Source organism: Bacillus salipaludis (assembly GCF_030938565.1).
Classification (GTDB): domain Bacteria; phylum Bacillota; class Bacilli; order Bacillales; family Cytobacillaceae; genus Neobacillus; species Neobacillus salipaludis_A.
In genome coordinates this window covers 3,011,497-3,033,313 of the sequence record NZ_JAVGVR010000001.1, presented here as the reverse complement: position 1 = coordinate 3,033,313, position 21,817 = coordinate 3,011,497, and the positions used below count along the sequence as shown (strand labels likewise).

The following is a 21,817-nucleotide window of genomic DNA, read 5'->3' as shown; positions in this document are numbered from 1 at the left end:
CGCTCCCCCTTAAACAGAATATTTTTCCAACAATTCCAATAATACCAATTTTTACAATATTTATTCAACTAACCTACACCTTTTAAGTCTTGCTACTCTAACAGAAAAAGAGTTGAAAAGATCAATCAATCAGAGCATTTATTTGCACTAACAATAGTTTTTTTGGAGATAAATAAAAAATATCCCACAAAGTGTGGGATTAGTTCTTTTACCAGCTATATGTTTCACCTTCAGCTTCTGCTCTCGGCATCCTTTTCACCTCCGATTAAAATGTAGAATGAAAAGTCTCTATAATGTGTTAACGGGTTCTGTGCGGAAGTGTTTTTTTCCGTTTGATAAACGGATTAGCATCTACCCTAGTGGAATTTTTCCCCTTCACCTGCTTTAACGTGGCTACGATAAGAAAGCTAACAATCACTAATAAGAGCCATGAACTCACCTTACCAAGATGAACCATACTCCATGCATCGATTTGGTTTGGATATTCCCAAGCTCCAAAGAACGTTGCAATATTTTCGGCAATCCAGATAAAAAATCCGATGAGTACAAAAGATAGTGCAAGCGGCATACGGTAACGGGTTCCATCAACCTCGTATGTGACCCATGATTGCCAAAAGACAATTATGACAAGACCAGAAAGCCACCAACGAATATCCATCCAGTAATGGTGGGTGAAAAAATTCAAATAAATTGCAGCGGCAAGAGGAACAACCACCAAGGATGATGGCCACTTAACCAGTTCCACCTTTAACCTCCTCCACGCCTGGCAGAGATAACTCGCTACACTTGCATACATAAATCCGCTGTACAAAGGCACTCCATAAATTTTGAAATATCCTTCTTCCGGATAAGACCAAGAGCCCATATGTACCTTAAAAAGTTCAAGACCAAGGCCAATAAGGTGGAACAATGTGATCACCTTTAGTTCATCCAGGGTTTCAAGCTCTGAATGGACCATCCACCACTGCATGAGAAGGCAGATGATCAGAAGCCAGTCATATCGCGGCAGTAAGGGAAGCGGCATGATTTTTGTAAGTGCTAATGAGGCAAAAATAACGACAGGAAATAAGCAAGATAGAGCCTGCTCCCAACCAAAACGAACAAGTTGTTTTCCTGCCCGCAAGATTTGTGCCTCCAGCTTTTGAATCGTTACATTCATGTTTAACTCCCCTTTTATAAAAATGATCTCAATGTCTAATATATCTTGCTAATTATTCTAGAGTGTCTTCATCGCTTCGGTATTCTAAAATGTCCCCTGGTTGACATTCTAAAGCCTTACAAATTGCCTCTAAAGTTGATAATCGTATCGCCTTTGCCTTTCCATTTTTCAATATAGAAAGATTCGCCATTGTTATTCCGACCCTCTCTGAAAGCTCCGTTACACTCATTTTCCTTTTAGCCAGCATCACATCAATATTGATTATAATCGCCATTGTTTTCACCTCAGACCGTTAAATCATTTTCTGATTTTATATCAATCGCCTCTTGCAAAAGCCTTTGGAGAACAGCCGCAAAAACTGCAATCACCACGGAAGCAAACGGAACAACCAATCCGACAAAGATGACACCTGGGGCGTCGTCCTTTTCCGCAAAGAGATAAAAAAGCGGCAAGACTAGCACGTTCAAGGTACTGATTGTGATTGCACAGAATTTGATTTTCTTTAATGCTTCCACAGAAATTTGCGAGAACGCTTTATTTTTATCAATATAGTGTAAAAGTTTGAAAGCCTGATACAAAGCAAAGTAAAAAGGGATTGCTGATGCATAAAAAACGAGGAAAACGAGATATTTTATAAAAGCAAACTCTGGAAGCAATTTTGCTGCAATATTCCCTAACTCAGGCACCAAAAAGATGCACAAAGCAAGAACGGGGATTCCAATAAGAATAACAGTTATCTTTAAAAATAATGTTGTTCCTTTTTTCATAAAAGCACACCTCACTGATTTATGGTTATTTTGAATTTAACACACCATTTATCGTTTTACAATAAATTTTTATCTATTTTTATAATGTTTTTATTGTATAAATCTCAATTTAAGACAAAAACAAAAAGCATTCCTCATTATGGAAAAATGCTTTTTCAACTTCATTTGTTCGCTTATCCAACATATTTTAGGAGATCGACGATTTTTACCGCTTCCTTAATTGGACAGGAACTTTATAGAAAAGTGATAAACAAAGTCAATAAATTAAACTGTATCTCTAACCATTTTTCCATCCATTAACATGCTATTCCTTAATTGAACCAATCTCATTTTAAAAGATAGACGCAACGGTATATTTGACAGTAGAATAACTATAGAAAAAGAATGAATTATTCATTTTCTGAGAAAGGATGAGACCATGGAAGAAACAATTCTTGAAAATATCGTTGTTGCCTTTTCATCCGGAAAAGACTCCGCTTTCTTAGTCAACCAATTGTTAAAGGATCAGAGATATAAAATCGTATCGTTAGTGACAACCTGTACGAACAATGGTACCGTTACAAGTCACCACATTGATGAACACCTGGTTGAAAAACAAGCGGAAGCTATCGGATTGCCTCTATACAAAATAAAAATGAGCGAATTTACCACGGAGAATTTTGAAGATGGTTTAATCAGCACCATGGTTCATTTCCGGAAACATTTCGGAGTTACGAAAATCGCTTATGGGGACTTATTTTTGGAAGAGGTCAAAAACTATAAAGAAAAATTACTCAGAAGACATGGATTCGAATTGCTGCTTCCCTTATGGGGACAGAATACGAAAACATTAGTTCGACAAATGGTGGAGGAAGGATGGAAAGCTGCCGTTATATCCATAGATTCAACGAAATTGTCGTCCGGTTTTTTAGGGAAAACCTTAACGAAAGAATGGCTGGAAGCATTGCCTTCTGATGTAGACCCATGTGGGGAGTATGGCGAATACCATACTTTTGTATTTCATGGACCTATCTTTCAATATCCTATTCCAATAGAAATTGACTATCAAATTATAAAAGCAAGGGATCGTTGGAAGTTTGTTGGAATTAAATTAAAAGGTGAGGAAGGAATGAGATGATGAATGTCGAATCAGCATGTACAGCCTCATCCAAGAACAGTTATGCTGATTCGTCACCTGATGTACCGCTCGAAAAAGGCTAACCTGTGCCGTTTGTGCAACAAGAAAAAAAGTCGCAGCTACGATTTTGTTATGATTTAACTCCGCTTTAGTTACATAACATCTATTAGAAAAATTATTCCAATCCAAATAAAGGGAAGATAATAAAAATTATTTTTTAATATAATGAAGCATAGCAAGTTGACCTAATTTTTCTACTTTTGTTAATGTGTATTTTTGAGTAATGTCATCTCCGATATAAAGGGAGATACCTTTCCCTAAAATAATAGGTGCAATGGCTAATTGGAATTCATCAATTAAATTTTCCTTAAAAAATTCACGAGCTAAGTTTCCTCCACCAATTAACCATATGTCTTTACCCGGCTTTTGTTTTAAATCTTTAATGAAAGTTTTGACCTCGTCATTAATAAATGAGGCAGATTCATCTGATTCAATAACAGATTTAGAAAATACATAATTTTTATAATTACTGTATGGATAATCCATATCAAATCCACGAATGACATCATATGTTCCTTTTCCCATAATAACAGTATCAATTCTTTCAAGGAGTGAATTATATCCAGAATCTCCTTCTACTTCTGTTGATTCTAACCATTCTAATGTACCATCCTCATTTGCAATATAACCATCAATTGAAGTGCCAATGTATAAAATTATGTTACGCTGTTTTTTCAAGCGAATCTCCCTTACTTTTTTCAGTTTATAAAATTATTATTATTACTTTAAGTGTAAATCTTAGAATCTGTTTCGTAAATCAAACAAACAAAAGGCGATGCCTTTATTCAGGCATCGCACTCGTAAATTTAATAGAAATTCATTTTTTTTCCATTACTGCAAAGTAATTATTTTCACTATCAGCAAAATTAAATACTCTACCTGTAGGCATATTTACAATTTCTCCTACTGTGACGTTTTTGTTTGATAAGTCACTATATAAATTATCGAAATTTTTTGAGAAGAACATTAAAGAAGGTGTTCCAAGATTTAATTCAGGCGCCATTTTCGCAACAAATTCCTTATTATGGAGAATAATGCTTGTTTCAGCTTCTTTAGTTGAAGCAATTTCAATCCATCTCATTCCTTGACCATTGTCTTCCTCTGAAATTACACTAAACCCTACTTTTTCTGTCCAAAAGTCCCTTGCTTCATCTTGATTGTTAACATACAACATGATTTGACCAACTTGACTAATCATTGATTTTTACACTCCCTTAAAAAAGTAATTACGAAACTCAATGCTCCAAAACCTTACTAATACTGAAAACAGCGTAACGGTAACTCTACTTCAGGGACTCCACAAGCTCGTTCAAACGGTCCCAAGTTTCGGTGATTCCTTGCACCATGCCCATGTCCATGACGGTCTTAAGGGCCTCTTCGGAAACATATTCAGCACGGTTTATTAGCTTTGTCTTTCCACCCAACTCGATGAATTCCAATGTGATCTCGGTGGACGGCATGGAGTCATTCAAATTGCCTTCGGCATCCGAAAAGTAATCGGTGTAGACGATCTTCTCTGGCTCGATAATCTCCTTATAAATCCCTTTTCCCCAGGATTCCATACCAAAAAATTGACCTTGATTCTGATCGACGCACTTCATACAGTAATGCCAAACGCCACCCGGACGGAAATCGACGTTGCAGACCGGAATCTCCCAGCCCCTCGGTCCCCACCAGCGTTTCAGATGCTTCGGCTCTTTAAACATCTTGAATACTAGATCGCGTGACGCATCGAAAATGCGCTCCAGTACCAGTATCCGATCGTTCTCTACTCTCGATACCATTGTGGTGTTTGACATCGTAATTCCTCCTTGAACATGAAATGATTTTATGATTTTTCCTTGTTCTGCAATTCCTTCAAATAATCATCTAAATTGTCGAATCTTTCTTCCGTAACGCGCCGGAAGGATTGTATCCAAGAATTCAGCGCTTGGAAGGGCTCTGGCCGGAGCTTGTAGATACGCCGGTTAGCATCGGCCTGAACTTCCACAATCCCGTTTTCGCTTAGCACTTTTAGATGCTTCGAAGTTTGGGGCTGCCTCAATCCAAGTTGATCAGCGATTTCCCCCACGGTCATAGGACCGTCACGCAAGAGTTCGACGATATTCATACGATTTGGTTCTGACAAAGCGCTCAGTGTCGTCATGTTCACACCCGGAATCTTCCCTGACATGTTGCTCACCTCGTCAAGTGATGGTCTCCGGTAAAATCACTTCTACATCATCACTAGTATTATGGTCCTGTTGAATTCATTATACCCAACAGGGAATATTCCCGTCAAGGAATATTTAAAAATTAAAGTGATACCGAGTCAATTCGAATTACAGAATCTAATCCTTCATAGGTTGAGTAAAGTCGTTTTCTCCATTCATATCGTCCCGATTGTCACCTTTACTCTTATGCTCATTAGTATTGTGTCCGGTAGCATCATTTGTTTGATGGTTCAGCATATGGATTTATATTTACTTAGGCATAGATTTAGTATTTGAACACGCCGGTGACCAAATACACTCTAAACAATTTAAAATTCATTTCTCAATTTTTAAGACTAAATAAACAAATTCATTTAGTAAAACACATATTTATGTCCCAAATTAAACTTTTCAATAACTTTTTAGGGTACTTGAAATAAATAGGTTATGCCAATCTATCATTATTCTTATTAAACTGCCCATTTTGTCGAATAAGAGAATCAACAACAATCATTAAAAGAGCCTACTGCTTGAACAGATGTTTTAAAAACAAATCTCCCTTGCAATAGATGTTGAAAGTATATTTCATTAATTCTTTCTTTAGCACTTTTGCATATAATATAGGAAAAATTTTCATTAGTCTCTAAGTAGAGACTAATTCTACTAAAAGCATCTTAGATAAGTTGCTTCCACTAGGCGCTTGCATGAAGTGGAGACGCTTTTATATTTTTAGGGTTAAGCATATTGCGGATTTCGTAGAAATATGATGATTATTGTCCAATCCAAACTTGTCCTATGAAATATATATAAATAGAGAAAAGTATTCTTTCCTCAATAACCCAATAGGTACTGGAGGTGATATACATGAGTGACGGATTAAATATGTCTTTTACATTAATCGTAGTATTGTTCATTCTCCTTATCATTGTCGGAACTTCTTTTATGGGTTATTAAATCGTACGGAACTAGGGGTAAGATGATTTAAATCTGTCCCTTTGTCTAGACTACTGAAAGGATAGGAGGTTGAATTACACTTGGTATTTTTCCCTGACGGCTTTAGAAGAAGAAGGTTTATCCCTATTGAAATCGAAATCGAGATTGAGAGAAGAAGACGTATTGAAATAGAAATCGAGATTGAGAGAAGAAGACGTATAGCAATTGAAATTGAAAGAAGAAGAAGACGCGGATTCTTTTAAGTAAATGATTTAAACATGTTACCAAAGGGCCTTCGGGCTCTCTTTTTTTAGGCTGTTTTCACCTAATAGTTAATGAACACCCTTTGCTTAAGTACAATTCTTCACAAATTAACTATGAAATATAAAAAGTGATGCAACAGCTGCCTCCATTGTTAATTTCTAATTTACTTAATCAATGCTTGTGTCATCTAATCGTATTTCCGCTACCTTTCCGTCTTCTACTAGCCAGAATTCAATCGTTGCATCTAGTTTATGGTCAACGTATCCGACAATATCCACACCTTGTTCTGTCCTTTTATAGAAACTTGGACCATATGAAGCGATAACATCTTGTTTCGTACTACCAATCTCGATTCCTTTTGCTGTTTTAAAACTAGTTTTCGTTTTTATTCCTTCAACTTCTCCAATTATTAAACGAACAATATCCCCTTTTTCTTTTCCGTTGATAATAGAGGCCGTTTCTAATCCACCTTCCCAATGATAATAATCGTATAAATCATTATTCTCCCTGCTTAGTGGTGCTTTATAGTGCCTTACAAAAGATGGGTTATGAATATTATCGTGCAGCCGTATCTTTCCAAAAGATTCATTTGAAAGGTTGGTTGAATCAGTTTGTTTAAAGTAATAGCTTCGTCCCTCTGTATAAAGAGAAATTGTTCGATAGCATATAACCGCTATTAAAATAATTAACACTGGTAATACAACATATTTTATTCGCATTTTTACTCCCGATTTTATCATTGAAATATTAATTTAGGTGAAGGATTCTTTGAAAGTTCATGTTACAAATTAGATAAGATTGATGAGGTTTTTCAATAACTTCTTTTTAAATGAAAAAATCTTATAAAAAAAATTGCCCCGCTTGGTTCAAAAAGAAATTTACACACTACGGACCAAATTCAATTTGACCTGTAAACAATAAGATAATCACGATTATCCAGAATATAAAAAAAGAAAAGGAGAGGATTAACGATATAATTGGTATTACATTTTTCTCCGTTTTCTTTACTATCCCGATTATAGATAGTACGATACCTATACCCGTTAGCGAAAATGTTATATAATCCCCAACTAAATTCCCGATATTTGCTATTCTTGTAGCTGGGACAAAAACTATAAAAAAGCAAATAGCTCCAATAATAAAAGAAATATAGCTTATTATACCGTGTTTCTTCGGTGGAGCAGTTTTCTTTTCCAAATAAACACAACCTTTCTAAAGGAGTCATCAACCCCTACTCTCAAACAAATCTTATCTCAATAAGACTTTCCGATATGATTTTAACACAATTTTCCATCCAATTGAGTTAGTGATTAGTTTTATTTAACCAACTGTCCCGATATTTAATAAAAATTTATCTATTTACAAGAAATCTATGAGGGAGATCATTGGATCGATTAATGCACTATAAAATAATTTAACCCAGAAATTAAGAAAGCAATTATACCCCATCTAAGAAGGACACTTTAAAATTTAGGAAAAATGAAAGCAATTCAAATTAAATCTGTAATATTCTTCTAATCGGTGCTAATAATAAGATGGTTAAATAATAAATTCAGGAGGATTTGTATGCAACAGGATCAACAAGCTAAAAAGAATTTAGGGTCTATTATGAAACCAGAATTTGCTGGCACTGATGCACAAAAAGTAAAACAGGAAATTCAAAATGATGTAATCCAAGGAGAAGGTTCAATGACTTCCCGAGAGGCAGGCGCAATGCGTGATTAAAAATCAACTTCATTGCTTTATTAAAAACAGGATATTTCTTAAAACTCTAAACACCATTAAATTCTAATTTAATGTCGGCACGATAAAGCAAAAATAAAAAGGGATAGATGAGCAGGAAACATGCTCTACCTATCCTTTTTTACTGCAAATGAGCCCATTTACATAACTTAATCTTTTTTAGATCGTTTTTTCCTTTCTTCAAAAAAGATCCAATTTCATGTAAAGCGAATACTTTTGTTTTTTTATAAAGTGAACCTGATTCCAGTTAGTAGACTGAAAAGAGCAATGATTAAAGCGATACGAATGACCATTCTTACTCTGCGGCCTCTTACTCTTGTGTTAAGAATAATACTATCACTGCCAACATACTCTAGCGTCCCTGTATATGTTCCGTTATTGGTGACGACTTCTACTTCTTGACCAACCAGTTCAGAAGCAAAACGGTTAAATTCCTTACTACTCATCTTCCTATCATCTCCTTTCTAATTCTATTAAATGATTTCTCTTATTAATTGATTGGATGTTTATAGGACAATCTAAAAATATTTTTGAGCAAATAAAAAATGACTGCAACATTGCGGTCATTTTTATTATCTAATCAGATGGTTTATTTCTCCGGTTTATCCCATTCTGATAGTACGTAGATGGAACATGGAGATGCGAACAATTTCATCATTAAAAATCAAAGTCATCATGTCATCATTTATATCAAATAAAATTCCTTCTATTTTTTCTGGACCGTCATGGTTTATTTTGATCCATTGGAGTTTTTGATTCTCTAACAAACTTAGTAAATTATTAGCTTTTTTATATTCAAAATCTTCAGTAAACTCATTCTTGAATCCTTTCGTATTCTCCGTCACACTTTTTATATGTTGGGTATTATAGTAAACAACCCCATCCTCTTCAGTGAGTAGGACAAAATAATCATTATAAACATCTAATAACTTTCCAACCTTAGATCCGCGACCACCTCGATCAATATTGATTACTTTCCCTACAAAAGACCTCAATAAGTCTAGAAACATAATTGATTACCCCTTTTCAATTAAACAAGCATATTTCTTTTTATTTATATGTATTATCCAGGGGGGCTGTACTAATAAAAATGCCTCTTTTGTTGAGGAACAGTTGTTGATCTGGGTATCGCTTCTTATTTTTGTTCAACTATCGTGCTTATCTAGTGAAAAAACCTATAAAAATATTTATTTAATTTGTCCCCTGCTTCAACACTTAACAATTGTTGTATGTCTTCTCACAATTTCCCATTTATTGATGCACTATTTATTTATAACGATGGATAATCTATAATTTGCATGATGGTTAAGTTCTTCTAAAAATTGATTTAATCGTTCATTGGAGGGAAATTTACATTCGAGAATGTAACAACTATCTCCACTTATTTTAAAGTTATTTATTATGTAATTATCTTGTGTTTTTATATATGAAAGATATGGTTCATGATGCGTAGTTTTTATATAGATATTTATGAATGCATGTATAAACCACCCTAATTTAACCTGGTTGACTTTAATGGTATATCCCTCAATTACCCCACTATCCTCTAATTTTGCAACTCGTGATGCAGCTGCTTGACCAGTCAAATGAACTTTTTTTCCCAATTCTTTCATGGTAATCCGACTGTTCATGGATAACTCATCCAAGATACGCAAATCCGTTCGATCCAACATTTATTCAACTCCTTTCATTATTCAAGCCAAACAGCGAAAAGACTTGATTTTATCTATGTAAATGTTATTCGGTGATAGTATAAACTATACGTAAATCAAAGAGAAGGAGTTTTAACAATGAATATACAACTAATTCGAAATGCCACACTTGTTGTCGAATATGCTGGGAAAAAGTTTTTAATTGACCCATTTTTAGCAGATAAAGGGACTTATCCGCCCTTTTCTAATACCTTAAGACAAGATCAATTGAATCCTCTAGTTGACTTACCAACATCCATTGATAATATTATCAATAATGTGGATGCTGTGATTGTTACACATCTGCATTTAGATCACTGGGATGATACAGCCAAGGAGGTATTGCCTAAGGGGATAAAAATGTTTGTACAAAATGAAAAAGATGCTACAGAAGTTAGAAACGCCGATTTTATAAATGTAGAAGTTTTACAGGAAGATACAGTTTTTGAAGATATCCAATTAATTAAAACAAAAGGTGAGCATGGAAGAGGAGAAAAGTTATTAAACCGTGCCGGTCAAGTGTGTGGTGTTGTCTTCAAACACTCAACTGAAAAAACGTTATATGTGGCTGGCGATACAGTTTGGTATGAAGCAATCCAGGAAGTAATCGATACGTATAAACCAGAAATCATTATTGTAAATGGTGGAGATAATCAAATATTAGAACTTGGTTCTCTGGTAATGGGGAAAGATGACATTTTTGAAGTGTATAAGGCTGCCCCTAACGCCAAAATCATTTCTGTCCATATGGAAGCCGTCAATCATTGGACATTATCAAGAGATGAATTGAAGAGCTTTATTAATGAAAGAGGAATCTCTTCTCATGTTTTAGTACCTGATGATGGTGAATCTTACACATTTTAATTTTTGGCTGTTTTAAACTAGTCTGTTGATTTCCGTTCCAGGCACTTCGCTTTCCGCGGGCATGCCGGGGAGCCTCCTCGTCGCTTCGCTCCTGTGGGGTCTCCCCTGCCCCGTACTCCCGCAGGAGTCTTCGTGTCTTCCACTCCAATCAACGGGGTAAAAAATCAACAATGTTCTTTAACACAGCCTAATTTTAAAAAAACAGTTTGCCAATTTGTTGGTTTAATTTTATAGATTGCAGTTTTAAACCACTAATATACGTTCTAGACCTATAAGGTGCTCATGATGAAGTTGTTGATCATTATGGGCTTTTATCTTGTTAAGGGACAAAAATTGAATTTATTTGCCCTTAAGTATTGGCACGATTTTCGATTCAATTATTGTAGGAAAGAGGAAGTACTTCCTTATCATTTCCGCATGACGATAATAATTCTGTGGTTTCAATACGCCATTACTTCTCTCTCTTTGTTCTTATCCAAATACCAATAGCACAAGCAACTACCACTGTAATAGTTCCTAAATAAAATTGTACTTTCAGATAATTTGGTATGTATTCCATCAGACAAAAACTCTCCCATCAAATTAGACATTTCTCTTACAGAAAGGATGCATTTTTGGATTGTAGTAACAATGAAATGGATATTAAATGATATGCCAGGTAAAAATATGAATGAATAGGATTATAAAATTTAGTTTTGAAAATGTTGAATTTGTTCCATACTTAGAGGGATCTATCATGAAAGAAAAGTGGAAAATGTATGCTTTGCTAATTATACCTTGGCTATCTGTCAAGAAACTTGGTAAATTGTCATTCAAACGTTACTTTCCTACTATTCTTTTTAGCAACATGGTAATTGCTTTTATAAGTGAGTTGTCCAGGGAGTTAAAGTGGTGGAAAGTAAAAAATCCTATTTTTCCAAAATTAGCAACAGATGTATCATTTGTATTTCGTCCTTTTACAATCCTTAACCTTTGGATCTTCAAATTAACTTACAAGAGATTCTGGTTATACCTTTTAACGAATATTTTTGCTGACTACTTGTTTGCATACCCATTAACCACCATAGCGGAAAAACTACGCGTTTATAAGATGGTAAGAATGAGCCGGAAGCAGCTTTTCTTTTTGAGTGTTGCTGTAGCGATTATTAATTATCTGTACCAATACAAAATTATTGAACCTCAACAAAAAAGCTTCTTAAAATAAACTAATAGTTTGATTAGGTTATGTGAAAAGCCCAGAAATTTAAGATTTACCAGTTTGGATGGTTAACCTAAATCTATCCAAGAACCTCATAGGTAATTTATTACCAAACTGAGGTTCTTTTCACACTTCTATCTTGTAAAAAAGCTGATGCTTTTAGGAAACATCAATCTGTTTTTCGTCATAATAGTTAATTTTAGTTTTTAAATAATACTCCATTTCATTCATTAAATGGAAAACAGATGCCCTAGTTTCAAATTCTATGCGAGATTTTGGCAGTTCAAGCTCTTTCATTTTTTGGTGCTGGCTTTCCAGTTTTTGAAGATGTTTGTAAGCTGTGTTTTCACTCTTCACATCAGCACTGATATCGTAAAGAAATTCGGAGAAAACATGCCGTTGGACAACATCTTCATCCAGCGACGATACAATGGGCAGCATGCGACTTAAAATGACAAATTGCTTCTCCCTCATATCGAAATAATAAAAATACCCCTTCTTATCGGAAAGCAATTGGTTTTCGTCATATTGAATAGCTAACCTTTTACCTTCGTTAAGATTTTCTTCCAATTCCAATAGTTCTTTTCCGTCCCAACCTTGATCCCCTTTTTCCAGATAGGCTCCATATTCAAATAATATTTTTTTGAACTTCTCTTCTATGGCGGATTGGGTTGCCTTTAGGTTTTTTTCTACGTTTGGCATGTAACTGTTTAACAGAATCGCAACCCCTACACCAATGATGACGATTTGGAGTTCATTTAAAGCGATGGGCAGAGTGAATTTCTCAAGCGTGAAGATGTGAAGAACAATTACTACGCTATTCACAAACCCTTTTTGCAGTCGAAGCCGAACTAACAAGGGAATGAGAATCAAAATGAATAACGAAAATACAAGAGGATTAAATCCCAGCATTCGAAACACAAGACCACTCAAAACCAAAGAAAGCGTACAGGCAGCAAATCGTTCCAGTGAAGACCGGATGGACTGCTTTTTCGTCTTTTCTATGCAGAGGATGCAAATAATGGCGGCGAAACTAGCAAACTGAAGCTGAAGCAATTCGGCAATCCAGATGGAAACCCCCGCACCCAACGCTGTTTTGATTGTCCTTAAACCAATTTTCATAAATACACCCCAGTTATTTCTATTCATGTTAGTTTACCATGATAAGCATAAATTTTTGGGTTATTTATTTGTAAAATTTTTGGCATCGCTTTCTTTGATGGTCAAGTGGATGGAATTATGAAATATGCAGTTACAGGAAATACTCGTGGATGAACATTGAATACTCTCGGATAAGCAATAAATACTCTCAAAAATGGATGCTACTCTCGGATAAGCAATAAAAACTCTCAAAAATGGATGCTACTCTCGGATGACCTCGCAATACTCGTGGATGAATTTTGAATACTCTCGGATAAGCAATAAAAACTCTCAAAAATGGATGCTACTCTCGGATGACCTCGCAATACTCGTGGATGAACATTGAATACTCTCGGATAAGCAATAAAAACTCTCAAAAATGGATGCTACTCTCGGATGACCTCGCAATACTCGTGGATGAACGTTGAATACTCTCGGATAAGCCAAGAATACTCTCGTAAAGTCGATGTTCCTATATCTGACTTTGTTTACTAATGAAGAAAAACATAATTACTATCCCCCTTTATTAAGCTATCTACACCAATCCCATCTGCTTTAATTCTTCATCCAAGTAAGGAGCCTTACAATTTGAATTGGTTCGCTCCAAACTATAATAGAACTTAAGAAAAATAACGCGACAACGGATAAAAACTTTGCATTTCCTTTTTCACTTTTAAATATGGCTCCGAAACAAAATAACGAGCCAACAATTAGTAATCCAAATCCTGATGCCATTAGCGGCTCAAAAAATTCTGGAAACATATACGAGGACCCAAAAAACAAAACACCAAATACTGCAAATACGAAAGACCAAAAACTAAAACTTATCATTATAGCACCTCCATTTAACTTATTTTACCAAATACCCTTAAGATTTGAGAAGAAATTGAATAAAATTGTAGCTTAAACAATTAGATGAACCTACACCATAAACTGATTCTTCCTTCCACAATATAAAAAGAAAAGACCTTACTCGATACCGAATAAGGTCTTACAAGGAACTACGCTTTAATTCGACCAATCTTTATGGTGAAAAAGTGTTATTACATCTAGAGTGTCTCCGATTCCAGTTTAAATCCTTCCACCATCACTTCTTCATCGACCTCTAACAAGAGACACCGTTTTCCCTCGAATGTGATATATTTTACATATTTCAAGTCTTTTGGATTGATCGTGACGTCGGCCAGCTTTGTATTGATTTTAATTGTTTTTGGTACTAAGTTGCTTGCTTTGAATTCATATTTTTCATCATCTATTATCGCTTTAAAGGCATGTTCCACTTTAGCCGGTTCTACATTTTCGACCCCGCTGACCGTTAAGATTCTTTCAATATCCCGAGTATCCAACGTAGGAATTTCACTTTCTTCCTTTTCTGCATTCTCTTGGATCATCTTATCGATTTCTTCATAAACATTGGAAATGACCCGAGGTTCAACTTCGTCTCCCATCACTTCCTTTAAGATAAAATCGAAGCAATCCTTATCATCCTGAGCAGTCATAATTTCTTCACTATTTAGAACCTCTTCAATAAATCTCACATCCGGTTCATTGGCTTTTCCGGCACAATAAAGAATATGGTTTACATCTGCAGCATTATCATTAAACGTTGGGAACAGAAAACCTGACATAGGAGACTCTAAATTTATTATAGGATCCACAACATGATAGGACTTATATTCTTTTTCGATATAGTCAAACATCAAGGCTTTTTTCGGGTGATCGGTTTTATTAAGGCTGCAAAGGATAAATTCATTGGAATAAACTGCATCATCCCCACCTTCTTCTGATTCAGGATTCCGCTTCTTGGTAGGCTTTCGGTATTCTCCCCGGATAAATGTTACCACCATATCAAAGTCATATGTACCTTGAGCCAGCATTTTCCCAACGATTTCCACCATGTTATCTTGCCAATCTTCCGAGTCCGCTTGTAATCCTTCGAAAAGGATCGATTGTGTACTGTATTCCACATCCCGCTGGAATTTCAATTCAAACAATTTAGCATCAAGATTACCTGTTAAAACCTTTTTAAAGTTGGCTAAAAACAATTCTTGTGCTTCCTGTTCCAACATTTGAAACGGCTGACAAACTTGATGGTAAATCTCGCCCGATTCTTTCTGAACATACACATTGAAGATTTCACGGATGTTCATACGATAATTATCTAATTTAAATTGCTTTCGGATATTCGCGATGTCTTTTTTATTCATATATCTCATCTCCCATTCCTGATTATACTGTTCAAACAAGAAAATAGTAATACTTGATATTATTTCTACATTATTAGCAGATAAGCAGTAAGTTTGGACCATCCCATTTTAATAATAAATAATTCCCTACTTACTTTTAATATTTGGCAATGTTGAGCTTGGCTGTTGATTAACATATCCTAACAATTTTTAACGTCTAAGAACAATTAATTAATATTTAGGTCAATAAAAAAAGCCGCCATTGGCAGCTAGATCGTTTAAAAGCCTGAGATTCCGTATTTAATTTGCCCATTGCTTCAGAACTTGTTCTTTTGCTATACGATGAACTTCTTCTTCTGTTTGGTTTTTATCCGCAATTACATTTGTTTGATAAACTTTACCGTTATGTGTTACATAAATTGTATACTTGTACATGTTTTCGACCCCTTTATATCTTTCAAGTAATTTGTTCATAATCACATTTTGTTTTCTAACTTTTTTTTATTTTACAAATAAAACGAAAGTGATGAAAGCAAAAAAAAAGGTCAAGATTTGACAAACTTTCAACTTAACAAAAATGAAGATACTCACTAGCCGACGATAAGAAGTCATAAAGTCAATAAAATCAACAACCTTATTATGATTCTAATCGCTTATATATTACTGGTTCATTACTAAAAATGCTGAAACTTGTCGAAATAAAATTGCATTGTCCTAAAACCTTTGTCTTAATGGAGTTAACTTTTGTATACTTTAAACTAGAATAGTTATTGGTTTTTTGGATGTTTGTTTGGCGAATTTCCCATGTTCCATAACCAAGGAGTGATAATGTGATAAATCATGTGAGAGAAAAATTGGAAACTGCCCTTGAAGATTGGGAGTTGATGAAAAAAGCTTCTGAAGATGAAAGTGAAGAATGCGCCGAACGATTCGAGATGCATTTTTATGAGTTTATTGACCAATTAAAGATTTGGTATCAGCATTTAGATCAACCTCCATCAACGATCGAAGAGGCAGAAGATCTTATCGAAATCAGGGAAATTATTAAACTCTTACCTGCCCCGCTAGAACTCAACTTTTTAACAGAACTTGAGCTAATCATTGAAGGAGAAGATCGAGTTCGCTATGATTAATTTTGACCTAGGGACATGGGGTACATCTAACATGCCACCTTTCCCCGTTCCATTCAAAAAAGCCAATCTAGTTAAGATTGACTTTTTTTGATTCATTTTGAAACATTCACTTTTTTTGTTGCACTTACTTTTCCTTTTGCATCTTTTGCATTCACATATAATTTTGTACCTGCCCGCTGTTGCGGAATATTTACTTTATAAGCCCCATAATCATTGGCTTTTGCTGTATATTTCTTTGATCCAATTTTAACCGTTACTTTCGCATGTTTCTCTGTTTTTCCCGTCACTTTCTTAGAAGAGTATTTGACCGTATTCACAGTTGGCCGGTTTGGCGCAACCCGTTTGACCGTAATCTTCCTTACATCCCCTACATTATTTGCACGGTCTTTTGCTTTTACGGATATTACAGTTCCTGTGTTCTGCACGGGAATTACTACCTTATATTTTCCGTACCGATCCGCTTTTGCACTATACGTTTTCTTTGCAATTTTCACATACACCTTTGCATATGCTTCCGTTTTACCGGAGATGATAGCTGCCTTATTTGTTATTTTATTCACGATTGGAACTGCTGGTGGTGTTTTATCAATTACTTTGATTGTTGTGGATAGGCTTACCTCGTTCAGGTAATCTTTATACGTTACCGTAAGTGTTTTCCCCGCCTTATGGACAGGAATAGTAATCTTATAGTACCCAGTTGCATCAGTCTTTTTTGGTTGGCCAATCCGCATTTTGCCATTCATAATTTGAATCATGACATTCGAAGGTGCTTTTCCGGATAAATCTCGATCATGATCATCTACAGGATTCACGATTGGAGCATTTAACTTTTTACTGATATATACAGAAGGAATATATCCTGCTAGCTTTATATCTGTACTCTTATATTTAACCGGATACCAAACAAATTGATTTTGACTAGATGAAGTTTTGTCAAAAGTAAAATGACCATCAATGATTAAAGTGGTGCCTTTTCTTAGGGTAGTACTATTACTACTAGTACTTGGTTGTGAACGTAACCTTACCCCATCCTTCGTCACAACTACCTTGTTTCCTTTTTGATAATAATATCTAGATGCATGCATTTGTGAAGTAATGGTGTATTGCTTCTTTTTAAAAATAATATTTGTATCACTGCCTGGATTATACTCAAAATCAGCACTAGTGAAAGGGAAATATGCTAAATTTATTTCATTTAAAAAGCTGTCTTGTTTAATCCTGGCAAAGACTTTTTCTTGATAAGCGTTTGGATTTCTCTTTCCATTATCCCAGTAGACCGGGCTGTTTACTGGCTTCGTACCGTTATAGGCCATTACAGGGAAATACCAATTTTCAATAACTTCCCGTCCTGCACCATATATTTTAGGCAAATCTGTACGGTTATACATGCTGTTAAGAATGTTAACGCCAACCTGGATATTATAGAAAATATCATTTTTTAGTTTTTCTTGATCATAGGCTGTTTGATTCGTAATTTGCATGATTCCAATGCCGCCATCTTGCGATTTAAATGGCTGTCCCTTACTGTCAAACTGTCTCCAATCACTTTCTGTTGCAGCAACAGCTTTTAAAACCTCAGGTGGAATTTTTGCATCTAGAGCAGCGCTGGTCAACAAGCAGTTTATGTGCTGAGTAGAGGGATTTTTATTGGGTACTATCTTCTCGTATGATGCACATTTGGAAGGCCATAACATCTCCGCAGAAGCCTCTTTATAAGACCATCCTAGAAATATTAAAGAAGTCATCAGCCCTGCTTTCAGTAGCATTGATTTCATTCTTCTCTCCTTATCATTCTTAAAATTTATAAGATTCATTTTACATGATAGATTGATATTTTTCTATTATTTGGGAGAGAGTACTTGAAAAAGTTTACGAAAGAAAAGCGATTCTCCAAATTGAAGAATCGCTCCCGTTACAGCGAAAAAAATCTTTATTATTTTTCATCTTTTTCCTTAAGTTCAACTTGATTTTTCATAGATTTGATATTTATCTATTTTTTTCTTCAACTATACCTATCCCTTTGATTGGTACATTGTTTTTAATATGATTTAAAAAACCAATTGAACCAAGAGCATATAGACAATCGTTCCCCCTGCTATTGAGAGGAGCATATTTCTCTTCCAAATGTGAAGCAGAGTAACCACTGCCACTCCAATAAGTTCAGGGAAACCATGACTTCCAGATAGTAAATGAACATTCTTAAAACAATAGATAACCAAAAGTCCAATTACCGCTGATGGAAGCACTTTGCCAAGGTACTGTATATAATTTGGTGTGGGTTTACCTGATGGGAAAACCATGAACGGAAGAAATCTGGTAAGCATTGTGCCTAAAACAACCATGGCAATGGTAATGATCTGCTGTGTTACATTCATTGTCATATGGCGCTAACCTCCACTTTCTCCATTGGTTTTCTGAGCAGGGTGAGTACACCCAAAATGGCAAACATCGCTGGGATCATAAAATTGTTTCCACCAAAAATAATAAGAGAGACAGTCGAAATCCCAAGACCTACAAGAGCACTTTGGTGCCTCTTCGCTTTCATCCATTGTTCAATGAAAATGACAACAAAGAGAGCGGTCATAACAAAATCGAGCCCTTCTGTGTTGAACTGAACAAGAGATCCAAAAATGCCGCCAATTGCGGCTCCTAAGACCCAATAGCAATGATTGAGTAATGTCACAAAGAACATAAACCAGCCCCTATCCACATTCTTCGGTATATCAACAGTACAATTAATCGAAAAAGACTCGTCGCAAAGCCCAAATATCATGTAGAGCTTTTTCTTCCCTATTCCCCTATATTTATCCAACATGGAAATGCCGTAAAATAAATGCCTTGCATTCACCATTAATGTTAGAAAAAGAGCGTTTATTGGATTGAAAGAGACAAGCAATAAATTTGCTGCAACAAACTCCATTGAGCCTGCGAATATGGTAAGACTCATCATAATTGGGTAAATGGCCTTGAAGCCCAAGGAATTCATAAAGATTCCATAAGCGATTCCCAAGAATACAAATCCTGCAAAAATAGGAACGGTATACGGAAAAGCGGTACGCAATGCACACCATAGGTCCTTCCTTTTTATCATTGAATCACATCCTGATTAACTAAATTTATTTTAATTTAGCACATTAAATCCATACAAAAAACAACATAATTGTATGGAATACAATTATCCTTATATCTAAAAAAGTACCCTCATTCTATTGAATAGAGGTACTTATAGATTTACTCTTTTGAAATAAAAGGGTTTCATTTAAAAGCTATCACAAAAGTATACTGTTCCAATTTTATAATTCCATACAAAAAATGATATGATTGTATGGAAAAAGATCGTAGAGGTGTAATATGCCAGTTAATTCTTTTGAACATTATCCAATGTCTTGGAAACCTGATAGCAAAGCGTTAAAACGTCCATTATATAAATCTCTTGCATCATTACTTGAACAGGATATAGTAAGTGGCTTTTTAGCACCTGGGACCAAGTTACCGCCACAACGAGAATTGGCAGATTTTCTTGACATCAATTTCACTACTATTACTCGTGCCTACAAAATATGTGAAGTTAAGGGGTTGATCTATGCCGTTACGGGAAGCGGAACCTTTGTAGCCCCTAATGCTGCTCGTTCCATCACTATTTCCAGGGATAAAACGGCAAACCTTATTGAGTTTGGACTTGTGTCATCTTTTGAGCAAACCAATGCAATTGTAAAAGACACGATTCAAAAAGTTGTGGACAAAAGATACTTAGAACAGCTGCTAAATTATAACGATCCGACAGGTATTCCGTATCAAAAATCGGCAGCGCTTAACTGGATGGAATCCTTCGGTATTCACACGGACCCGGAGCATATCGCTATTGTTTCTGGTGCCCAAAATGCGTTGGCCATTACCTTGGCTGCATTGTTTGAGCCTGGTAATAGAATTGCAACCGATTTATATACGTATTCAAATTTTATCGAGTTAGCAAAAATCTTCCATATACAGTTAGTCCCGATTAAAGGAGACCAGTTTGGGATGCTGCCAGATGAACTTGAAAAGCAGTGTAGCCAAACAAATATTCATGGCATTTTTCTCATGCCTTCCTGCTCTAACCCTACCACCGTTATGATTTCAGATATAAGAAAGCAAGAATTAGCTGCTGTCATCCGCAAACATCGATTAATTTTGATTGAGGATGATATGCATGCCTTTCTGACAGCTGGTATGATTCCTGATTACCAGCAGCCCATGTTCAATTTACTTCCACAACAGAGTGTTTATATTTGTGGTACCTCCAAATCAATATGTTCTGGATTAAGAGTTGCCTATATGGTCTATGGGGATGCATTGCGTGAAAAAATTTTGCGGGCGATTTTTAATATCAATGTAAAAACTTCTTCTTTAGATGCAGAGGTCATCACAGAGCTTATATTATCAGGGAAAGCTCATGAAATTGTTTCTCAAAAGAAACAGCTTGCACAAACGGCAAATGATATTTATTCGGAGTATTTCCCTTTAAAAACGACTGTTGGACATCCCCTTAGTTTTTATCGATGGCTCCCCATTCAGGGTCATAATGATGCTTTCCAATTAGAAATGCATTTGAAAGGGCAAGGGATTCGAGTCTTTCATTCTGATCGTTTTTTAAGCGGTCAGACTACCCCTGAAAAGTATTTACGGATTGCACTTTCTTCTACAAATTCATTAGATGAGTTAAAAACAGGATTAAAAATTTTAACACAGTATCTCAACTAATTTAAAGCAATGAAAATTCATGTAAAATCATCAACAGTTATGAATTAGAGAAAAGCCCCTTTTATTTTTAATAATTATAGGTAAACTATCTTTATCGTTTGACAACCGCTAAATTTGCCATTATCATCAACTCAAACTTATTGACAGGAGAAAGAAAGATGAAAATTTATGTTGATGCAGATGCTTGTCCGGTGAAAGATATCATTATTTCTGAAGGTACCAAGGCTAAAATTCCTATTATCCTTGTTACTAGCTTTTCTCATTTTTCGAATGCGGAACAACCATCAGGAGTAGAAACCATTTATGTTGATTCTGGAGCAGATGCTGCGGATTATCGGATTATGAAGTTAGTTGAAAAAGGAGATTTAATCGTTACGCAAGACTATGGTCTAGCTTCGCTAGGCTTAGCAAAAGGGTGTACCGTACTTCATCATACTGGGTATACTTATACGAATGAAAACATTGACCAATTATTACAAACACGTTATTTGAGTGCCATGGCTCGAAAAAGTGGAAAGCGCACAAAGGGGCCAAAACCATTTACAGCAGAAGATAGGGAAAAATTTAAAGAGCTTTTTATAAGAGCGATTTCACGTTAAAAAAGAACCGGTCATTTTTAAGAAAAACCTA

At 35.4% G+C, this 21,817-nt stretch carries 28 protein-coding genes; 9 read left to right on the top strand and 19 right to left on the bottom strand.

The window, feature by feature from the left end; translation table 11 throughout:
* Positions 1–298: 298 nt before the first annotated feature.
* The 3 genes from RCG21_RS15030 to RCG21_RS15020 form a co-directional block, all read right to left on the bottom strand.
* On the bottom strand, positions 299–1,123 hold the full coding sequence (locus RCG21_RS15030; protein ID WP_308914264.1) for a DUF817 domain-containing protein: 825 nt from the start codon (positions 1,121–1,123) through the stop codon (positions 299–301).
* 88 nt (positions 1,124–1,211) lie between these two features.
* A complete protein-coding gene (locus RCG21_RS15025) occupies positions 1,212–1,433 on the bottom strand; it encodes a helix-turn-helix domain-containing protein (RefSeq protein ID WP_133333287.1) in 222 nt (73 codons plus the stop codon).
* Positions 1,434–1,443: 10 nt separating this feature from the next.
* Positions 1,444–1,926: a DUF2975 domain-containing protein gene (locus RCG21_RS15020; RefSeq protein ID WP_133333288.1), complete on the bottom strand. Its 483-nt coding sequence runs from the start codon at positions 1,924–1,926 to the stop codon at positions 1,444–1,446.
* 418 nt (positions 1,927–2,344) lie between these two features.
* Between RCG21_RS15020 and RCG21_RS15015 the strand changes: the two genes are divergently transcribed.
* Entirely contained in the window at positions 2,345–3,043 is a 699-nt protein-coding gene (locus RCG21_RS15015; RefSeq protein WP_308913338.1) for a Dph6-related ATP pyrophosphatase, read from the top strand.
* Between the two features lie 210 nt (positions 3,044–3,253).
* On the opposite strand, the gene RCG21_RS15010 is transcribed toward RCG21_RS15015, so the two are convergent.
* The 4 genes from RCG21_RS15010 to RCG21_RS14995 all read right to left on the bottom strand — a co-directional run bounded on the left by RCG21_RS15010 (position 3,254) and on the right by RCG21_RS14995 (position 5,276).
* Entirely contained in the window at positions 3,254–3,781 is a 528-nt protein-coding gene (locus RCG21_RS15010) for a dihydrofolate reductase family protein (protein WP_308913337.1), read from the bottom strand.
* Positions 3,782–3,920: 139 nt separating this feature from the next.
* Positions 3,921–4,301 carry a VOC family protein gene (locus tag RCG21_RS15005; RefSeq protein WP_133333291.1) on the bottom strand — a complete coding sequence of 127 codons (381 nt, stop codon included), beginning with the start codon at positions 4,299–4,301 and terminating at the stop codon, positions 3,921–3,923.
* An 85-nt stretch (positions 4,302–4,386) separates the two neighbouring features.
* A complete protein-coding gene (locus tag RCG21_RS15000; protein ID WP_308913336.1) occupies positions 4,387–4,902 on the bottom strand; it encodes an SRPBCC family protein in 516 nt (171 codons plus the stop codon).
* A gap of 29 nt (positions 4,903–4,931) precedes the next feature.
* Positions 4,932–5,276: an ArsR/SmtB family transcription factor gene (locus tag RCG21_RS14995; protein ID WP_133333293.1), complete on the bottom strand. Its 345-nt coding sequence runs from the start codon at positions 5,274–5,276 to the stop codon at positions 4,932–4,934.
* A gap of 901 nt (positions 5,277–6,177) precedes the next feature.
* Between RCG21_RS14995 and RCG21_RS14990 the strand changes: the two genes are divergently transcribed.
* Positions 6,178–6,249 (top strand): YjcZ family sporulation protein, encoded by a 72-nt coding sequence (locus RCG21_RS14990; protein WP_197031452.1) that lies wholly within the window; start codon positions 6,178–6,180, stop codon positions 6,247–6,249.
* Between the two features lie 80 nt (positions 6,250–6,329).
* Complete coding sequence (locus RCG21_RS14985) at positions 6,330–6,491, top strand: hypothetical protein (protein ID WP_165976184.1); 162 nt, start codon at positions 6,330–6,332, stop codon at positions 6,489–6,491.
* Positions 6,492–6,659: 168 nt separating this feature from the next.
* Here RCG21_RS14985 and RCG21_RS14980 read toward each other — a convergent pair whose 3' ends face one another.
* On the bottom strand, positions 6,660–7,211 hold the full coding sequence (locus RCG21_RS14980) for a hypothetical protein (RefSeq protein WP_133333295.1): 552 nt from the start codon (positions 7,209–7,211) through the stop codon (positions 6,660–6,662).
* A gap of 166 nt (positions 7,212–7,377) precedes the next feature.
* Positions 7,378–7,689, bottom strand: coding sequence for a hypothetical protein (locus RCG21_RS14975; protein ID WP_133333296.1), 312 nt, complete (start codon positions 7,687–7,689; stop codon positions 7,378–7,380).
* Between the two features lie 369 nt (positions 7,690–8,058).
* On the opposite strand from RCG21_RS14975, the gene RCG21_RS14970 reads away from it, so the two are divergent.
* The gene (locus tag RCG21_RS14970; protein WP_165976186.1) at positions 8,059–8,217 is read left to right on the top strand and encodes a hypothetical protein; all 159 of its coding nucleotides are present in this window, start codon (positions 8,059–8,061) and stop codon (positions 8,215–8,217) included.
* 242 nt (positions 8,218–8,459) lie between these two features.
* Here the strand turns inward: RCG21_RS14970 and RCG21_RS14965 are convergent, their stop codons facing one another.
* The 3 genes from RCG21_RS14965 to RCG21_RS14955 form a co-directional block, all read right to left on the bottom strand.
* Positions 8,460–8,681 (bottom strand): hypothetical protein, encoded by a 222-nt coding sequence (locus RCG21_RS14965; RefSeq protein ID WP_133333297.1) that lies wholly within the window; start codon positions 8,679–8,681, stop codon positions 8,460–8,462.
* 156 nt (positions 8,682–8,837) lie between these two features.
* On the bottom strand, positions 8,838–9,245 hold the full coding sequence (locus tag RCG21_RS14960; protein WP_133333298.1) for a YwrJ family protein: 408 nt from the start codon (positions 9,243–9,245) through the stop codon (positions 8,838–8,840).
* Positions 9,246–9,497: 252 nt separating this feature from the next.
* On the bottom strand, positions 9,498–9,908 hold the full coding sequence (locus RCG21_RS14955) for an Lrp/AsnC family transcriptional regulator (protein ID WP_133333299.1): 411 nt from the start codon (positions 9,906–9,908) through the stop codon (positions 9,498–9,500).
* A gap of 117 nt (positions 9,909–10,025) precedes the next feature.
* Here RCG21_RS14955 and RCG21_RS14950 point away from each other — a divergent pair, with 117 nt between their 5' ends.
* The gene (locus RCG21_RS14950; RefSeq protein WP_308913335.1) at positions 10,026–10,790 is read left to right on the top strand and encodes an MBL fold metallo-hydrolase; all 765 of its coding nucleotides are present in this window, start codon (positions 10,026–10,028) and stop codon (positions 10,788–10,790) included.
* A 736-nt stretch (positions 10,791–11,526) separates the two neighbouring features.
* Positions 11,527–11,994 carry a hypothetical protein gene (locus RCG21_RS14945; RefSeq protein WP_133333302.1) on the top strand — a complete coding sequence of 156 codons (468 nt, stop codon included), beginning with the start codon at positions 11,527–11,529 and terminating at the stop codon, positions 11,992–11,994.
* A 153-nt stretch (positions 11,995–12,147) separates the two neighbouring features.
* Here the strand turns inward: RCG21_RS14945 and RCG21_RS14940 are convergent, their stop codons facing one another.
* The 4 genes from RCG21_RS14940 to RCG21_RS14925 form a co-directional block, all read right to left on the bottom strand.
* A complete protein-coding gene (locus RCG21_RS14940) occupies positions 12,148–13,110 on the bottom strand; it encodes an aromatic acid exporter family protein (RefSeq protein ID WP_165976187.1) in 963 nt (320 codons plus the stop codon).
* A 573-nt stretch (positions 13,111–13,683) separates the two neighbouring features.
* Positions 13,684–13,959 carry a hypothetical protein gene (locus tag RCG21_RS14935; RefSeq protein WP_133333304.1) on the bottom strand — a complete coding sequence of 92 codons (276 nt, stop codon included), beginning with the start codon at positions 13,957–13,959 and terminating at the stop codon, positions 13,684–13,686.
* A gap of 218 nt (positions 13,960–14,177) precedes the next feature.
* The gene (locus tag RCG21_RS14930) at positions 14,178–15,335 is read right to left on the bottom strand and encodes a DUF4317 domain-containing protein (RefSeq protein WP_133333305.1); all 1,158 of its coding nucleotides are present in this window, start codon (positions 15,333–15,335) and stop codon (positions 14,178–14,180) included.
* 279 nt (positions 15,336–15,614) lie between these two features.
* Positions 15,615–15,749, bottom strand: coding sequence for a BA3454 family stress response protein (locus RCG21_RS14925; RefSeq protein ID WP_133333306.1), 135 nt, complete (start codon positions 15,747–15,749; stop codon positions 15,615–15,617).
* A gap of 395 nt (positions 15,750–16,144) precedes the next feature.
* Here RCG21_RS14925 and RCG21_RS14920 point away from each other — a divergent pair, with 395 nt between their 5' ends.
* Positions 16,145–16,447 carry a hypothetical protein gene (locus RCG21_RS14920; protein ID WP_133333307.1) on the top strand — a complete coding sequence of 101 codons (303 nt, stop codon included), beginning with the start codon at positions 16,145–16,147 and terminating at the stop codon, positions 16,445–16,447.
* A 92-nt stretch (positions 16,448–16,539) separates the two neighbouring features.
* Here RCG21_RS14920 and RCG21_RS14915 read toward each other — a convergent pair whose 3' ends face one another.
* The 3 genes from RCG21_RS14915 to azlC all read right to left on the bottom strand — a co-directional run bounded on the left by RCG21_RS14915 (position 16,540) and on the right by azlC (position 19,538).
* Entirely contained in the window at positions 16,540–18,222 is a 1,683-nt protein-coding gene (locus RCG21_RS14915; protein WP_308913334.1) for an Ig-like domain-containing protein, read from the bottom strand.
* A gap of 273 nt (positions 18,223–18,495) precedes the next feature.
* Positions 18,496–18,828: a branched-chain amino acid transporter permease gene (locus tag RCG21_RS14910; RefSeq protein WP_133333309.1), complete on the bottom strand. Its 333-nt coding sequence runs from the start codon at positions 18,826–18,828 to the stop codon at positions 18,496–18,498.
* The gene (gene azlC, locus RCG21_RS14905; RefSeq protein ID WP_133333310.1) at positions 18,825–19,538 is read right to left on the bottom strand and encodes an azaleucine resistance protein AzlC; all 714 of its coding nucleotides are present in this window, start codon (positions 19,536–19,538) and stop codon (positions 18,825–18,827) included. The genes RCG21_RS14910 and azlC overlap by 4 nt, the downstream gene beginning before the upstream one ends.
* A gap of 260 nt (positions 19,539–19,798) precedes the next feature.
* Here azlC and RCG21_RS14900 point away from each other — a divergent pair, with 260 nt between their 5' ends.
* Both RCG21_RS14900 and RCG21_RS14895 read left to right on the top strand, forming a co-directional pair.
* Positions 19,799–21,187, top strand: coding sequence for an aminotransferase-like domain-containing protein (locus tag RCG21_RS14900; protein WP_133333311.1), 1,389 nt, complete (start codon positions 19,799–19,801; stop codon positions 21,185–21,187).
* 158 nt (positions 21,188–21,345) lie between these two features.
* Positions 21,346–21,786, top strand: a complete 441-nt coding sequence (locus tag RCG21_RS14895; RefSeq protein WP_133333312.1) for a YaiI/YqxD family protein — start codon at positions 21,346–21,348, stop codon at positions 21,784–21,786.
* The last annotated feature ends 31 nt before the right edge of the window (positions 21,787–21,817 follow it).

Excerpts from the sequence above, each read along its gene's own strand:
- azlC (WP_133333310.1), bottom strand. The coding sequence starts at position 19,538 with ATGATAAAAAGGAAGGACCTATGGTGTGCATTGCGTACCGCTTTTCCG.
- RCG21_RS14970 (WP_165976186.1), top strand. The coding sequence starts at position 8,059 with ATGCAACAGGATCAACAAGCTAAAAAGAATTTAGGGTCTATTATGAAA.
- RCG21_RS14930 (WP_133333305.1), bottom strand. The coding sequence starts at position 15,335 with ATGAATAAAAAAGACATCGCGAATATCCGAAAGCAATTTAAATTAGAT.
- RCG21_RS14980 (WP_133333295.1), bottom strand. The coding sequence starts at position 7,211 with ATGCGAATAAAATATGTTGTATTACCAGTGTTAATTATTTTAATAGCG.
- RCG21_RS14950 (WP_308913335.1), top strand. The coding sequence starts at position 10,026 with ATGAATATACAACTAATTCGAAATGCCACACTTGTTGTCGAATATGCT.
- RCG21_RS15015 (WP_308913338.1), top strand. The coding sequence starts at position 2,345 with ATGGAAGAAACAATTCTTGAAAATATCGTTGTTGCCTTTTCATCCGGA.
- RCG21_RS15000 (WP_308913336.1), bottom strand. The coding sequence starts at position 4,902 with ATGTCAAACACCACAATGGTATCGAGAGTAGAGAACGATCGGATACTG.
- RCG21_RS14910 (WP_133333309.1), bottom strand. The coding sequence starts at position 18,828 with ATGACAATGAATGTAACACAGCAGATCATTACCATTGCCATGGTTGTT.
- RCG21_RS15020 (WP_133333288.1), bottom strand. The coding sequence starts at position 1,926 with ATGAAAAAAGGAACAACATTATTTTTAAAGATAACTGTTATTCTTATT.
- RCG21_RS14995 (WP_133333293.1), bottom strand. The coding sequence starts at position 5,276 with ATGTCAGGGAAGATTCCGGGTGTGAACATGACGACACTGAGCGCTTTG.
- RCG21_RS14940 (WP_165976187.1), bottom strand. The coding sequence starts at position 13,110 with ATGAAAATTGGTTTAAGGACAATCAAAACAGCGTTGGGTGCGGGGGTT.
- RCG21_RS15005 (WP_133333291.1), bottom strand. The coding sequence starts at position 4,301 with ATGATTAGTCAAGTTGGTCAAATCATGTTGTATGTTAACAATCAAGAT.
- RCG21_RS14955 (WP_133333299.1), bottom strand. The coding sequence starts at position 9,908 with ATGTTGGATCGAACGGATTTGCGTATCTTGGATGAGTTATCCATGAAC.
- RCG21_RS15025 (WP_133333287.1), bottom strand. The coding sequence starts at position 1,433 with ATGGCGATTATAATCAATATTGATGTGATGCTGGCTAAAAGGAAAATG.
- RCG21_RS14965 (WP_133333297.1), bottom strand. The coding sequence starts at position 8,681 with ATGAGTAGTAAGGAATTTAACCGTTTTGCTTCTGAACTGGTTGGTCAA.
- RCG21_RS14895 (WP_133333312.1), top strand. The coding sequence starts at position 21,346 with ATGAAAATTTATGTTGATGCAGATGCTTGTCCGGTGAAAGATATCATT.
- RCG21_RS14945 (WP_133333302.1), top strand. The coding sequence starts at position 11,527 with ATGAAAGAAAAGTGGAAAATGTATGCTTTGCTAATTATACCTTGGCTA.
- RCG21_RS14960 (WP_133333298.1), bottom strand. The coding sequence starts at position 9,245 with ATGTTTCTAGACTTATTGAGGTCTTTTGTAGGGAAAGTAATCAATATT.
- RCG21_RS14915 (WP_308913334.1), bottom strand. The coding sequence starts at position 18,222 with ATGAAATCAATGCTACTGAAAGCAGGGCTGATGACTTCTTTAATATTT.
- RCG21_RS14925 (WP_133333306.1), bottom strand. The coding sequence starts at position 15,749 with ATGTACAAGTATACAATTTATGTAACACATAACGGTAAAGTTTATCAA.
- RCG21_RS14935 (WP_133333304.1), bottom strand. The coding sequence starts at position 13,959 with ATGATAAGTTTTAGTTTTTGGTCTTTCGTATTTGCAGTATTTGGTGTT.
- RCG21_RS14900 (WP_133333311.1), top strand. The coding sequence starts at position 19,799 with ATGCCAGTTAATTCTTTTGAACATTATCCAATGTCTTGGAAACCTGAT.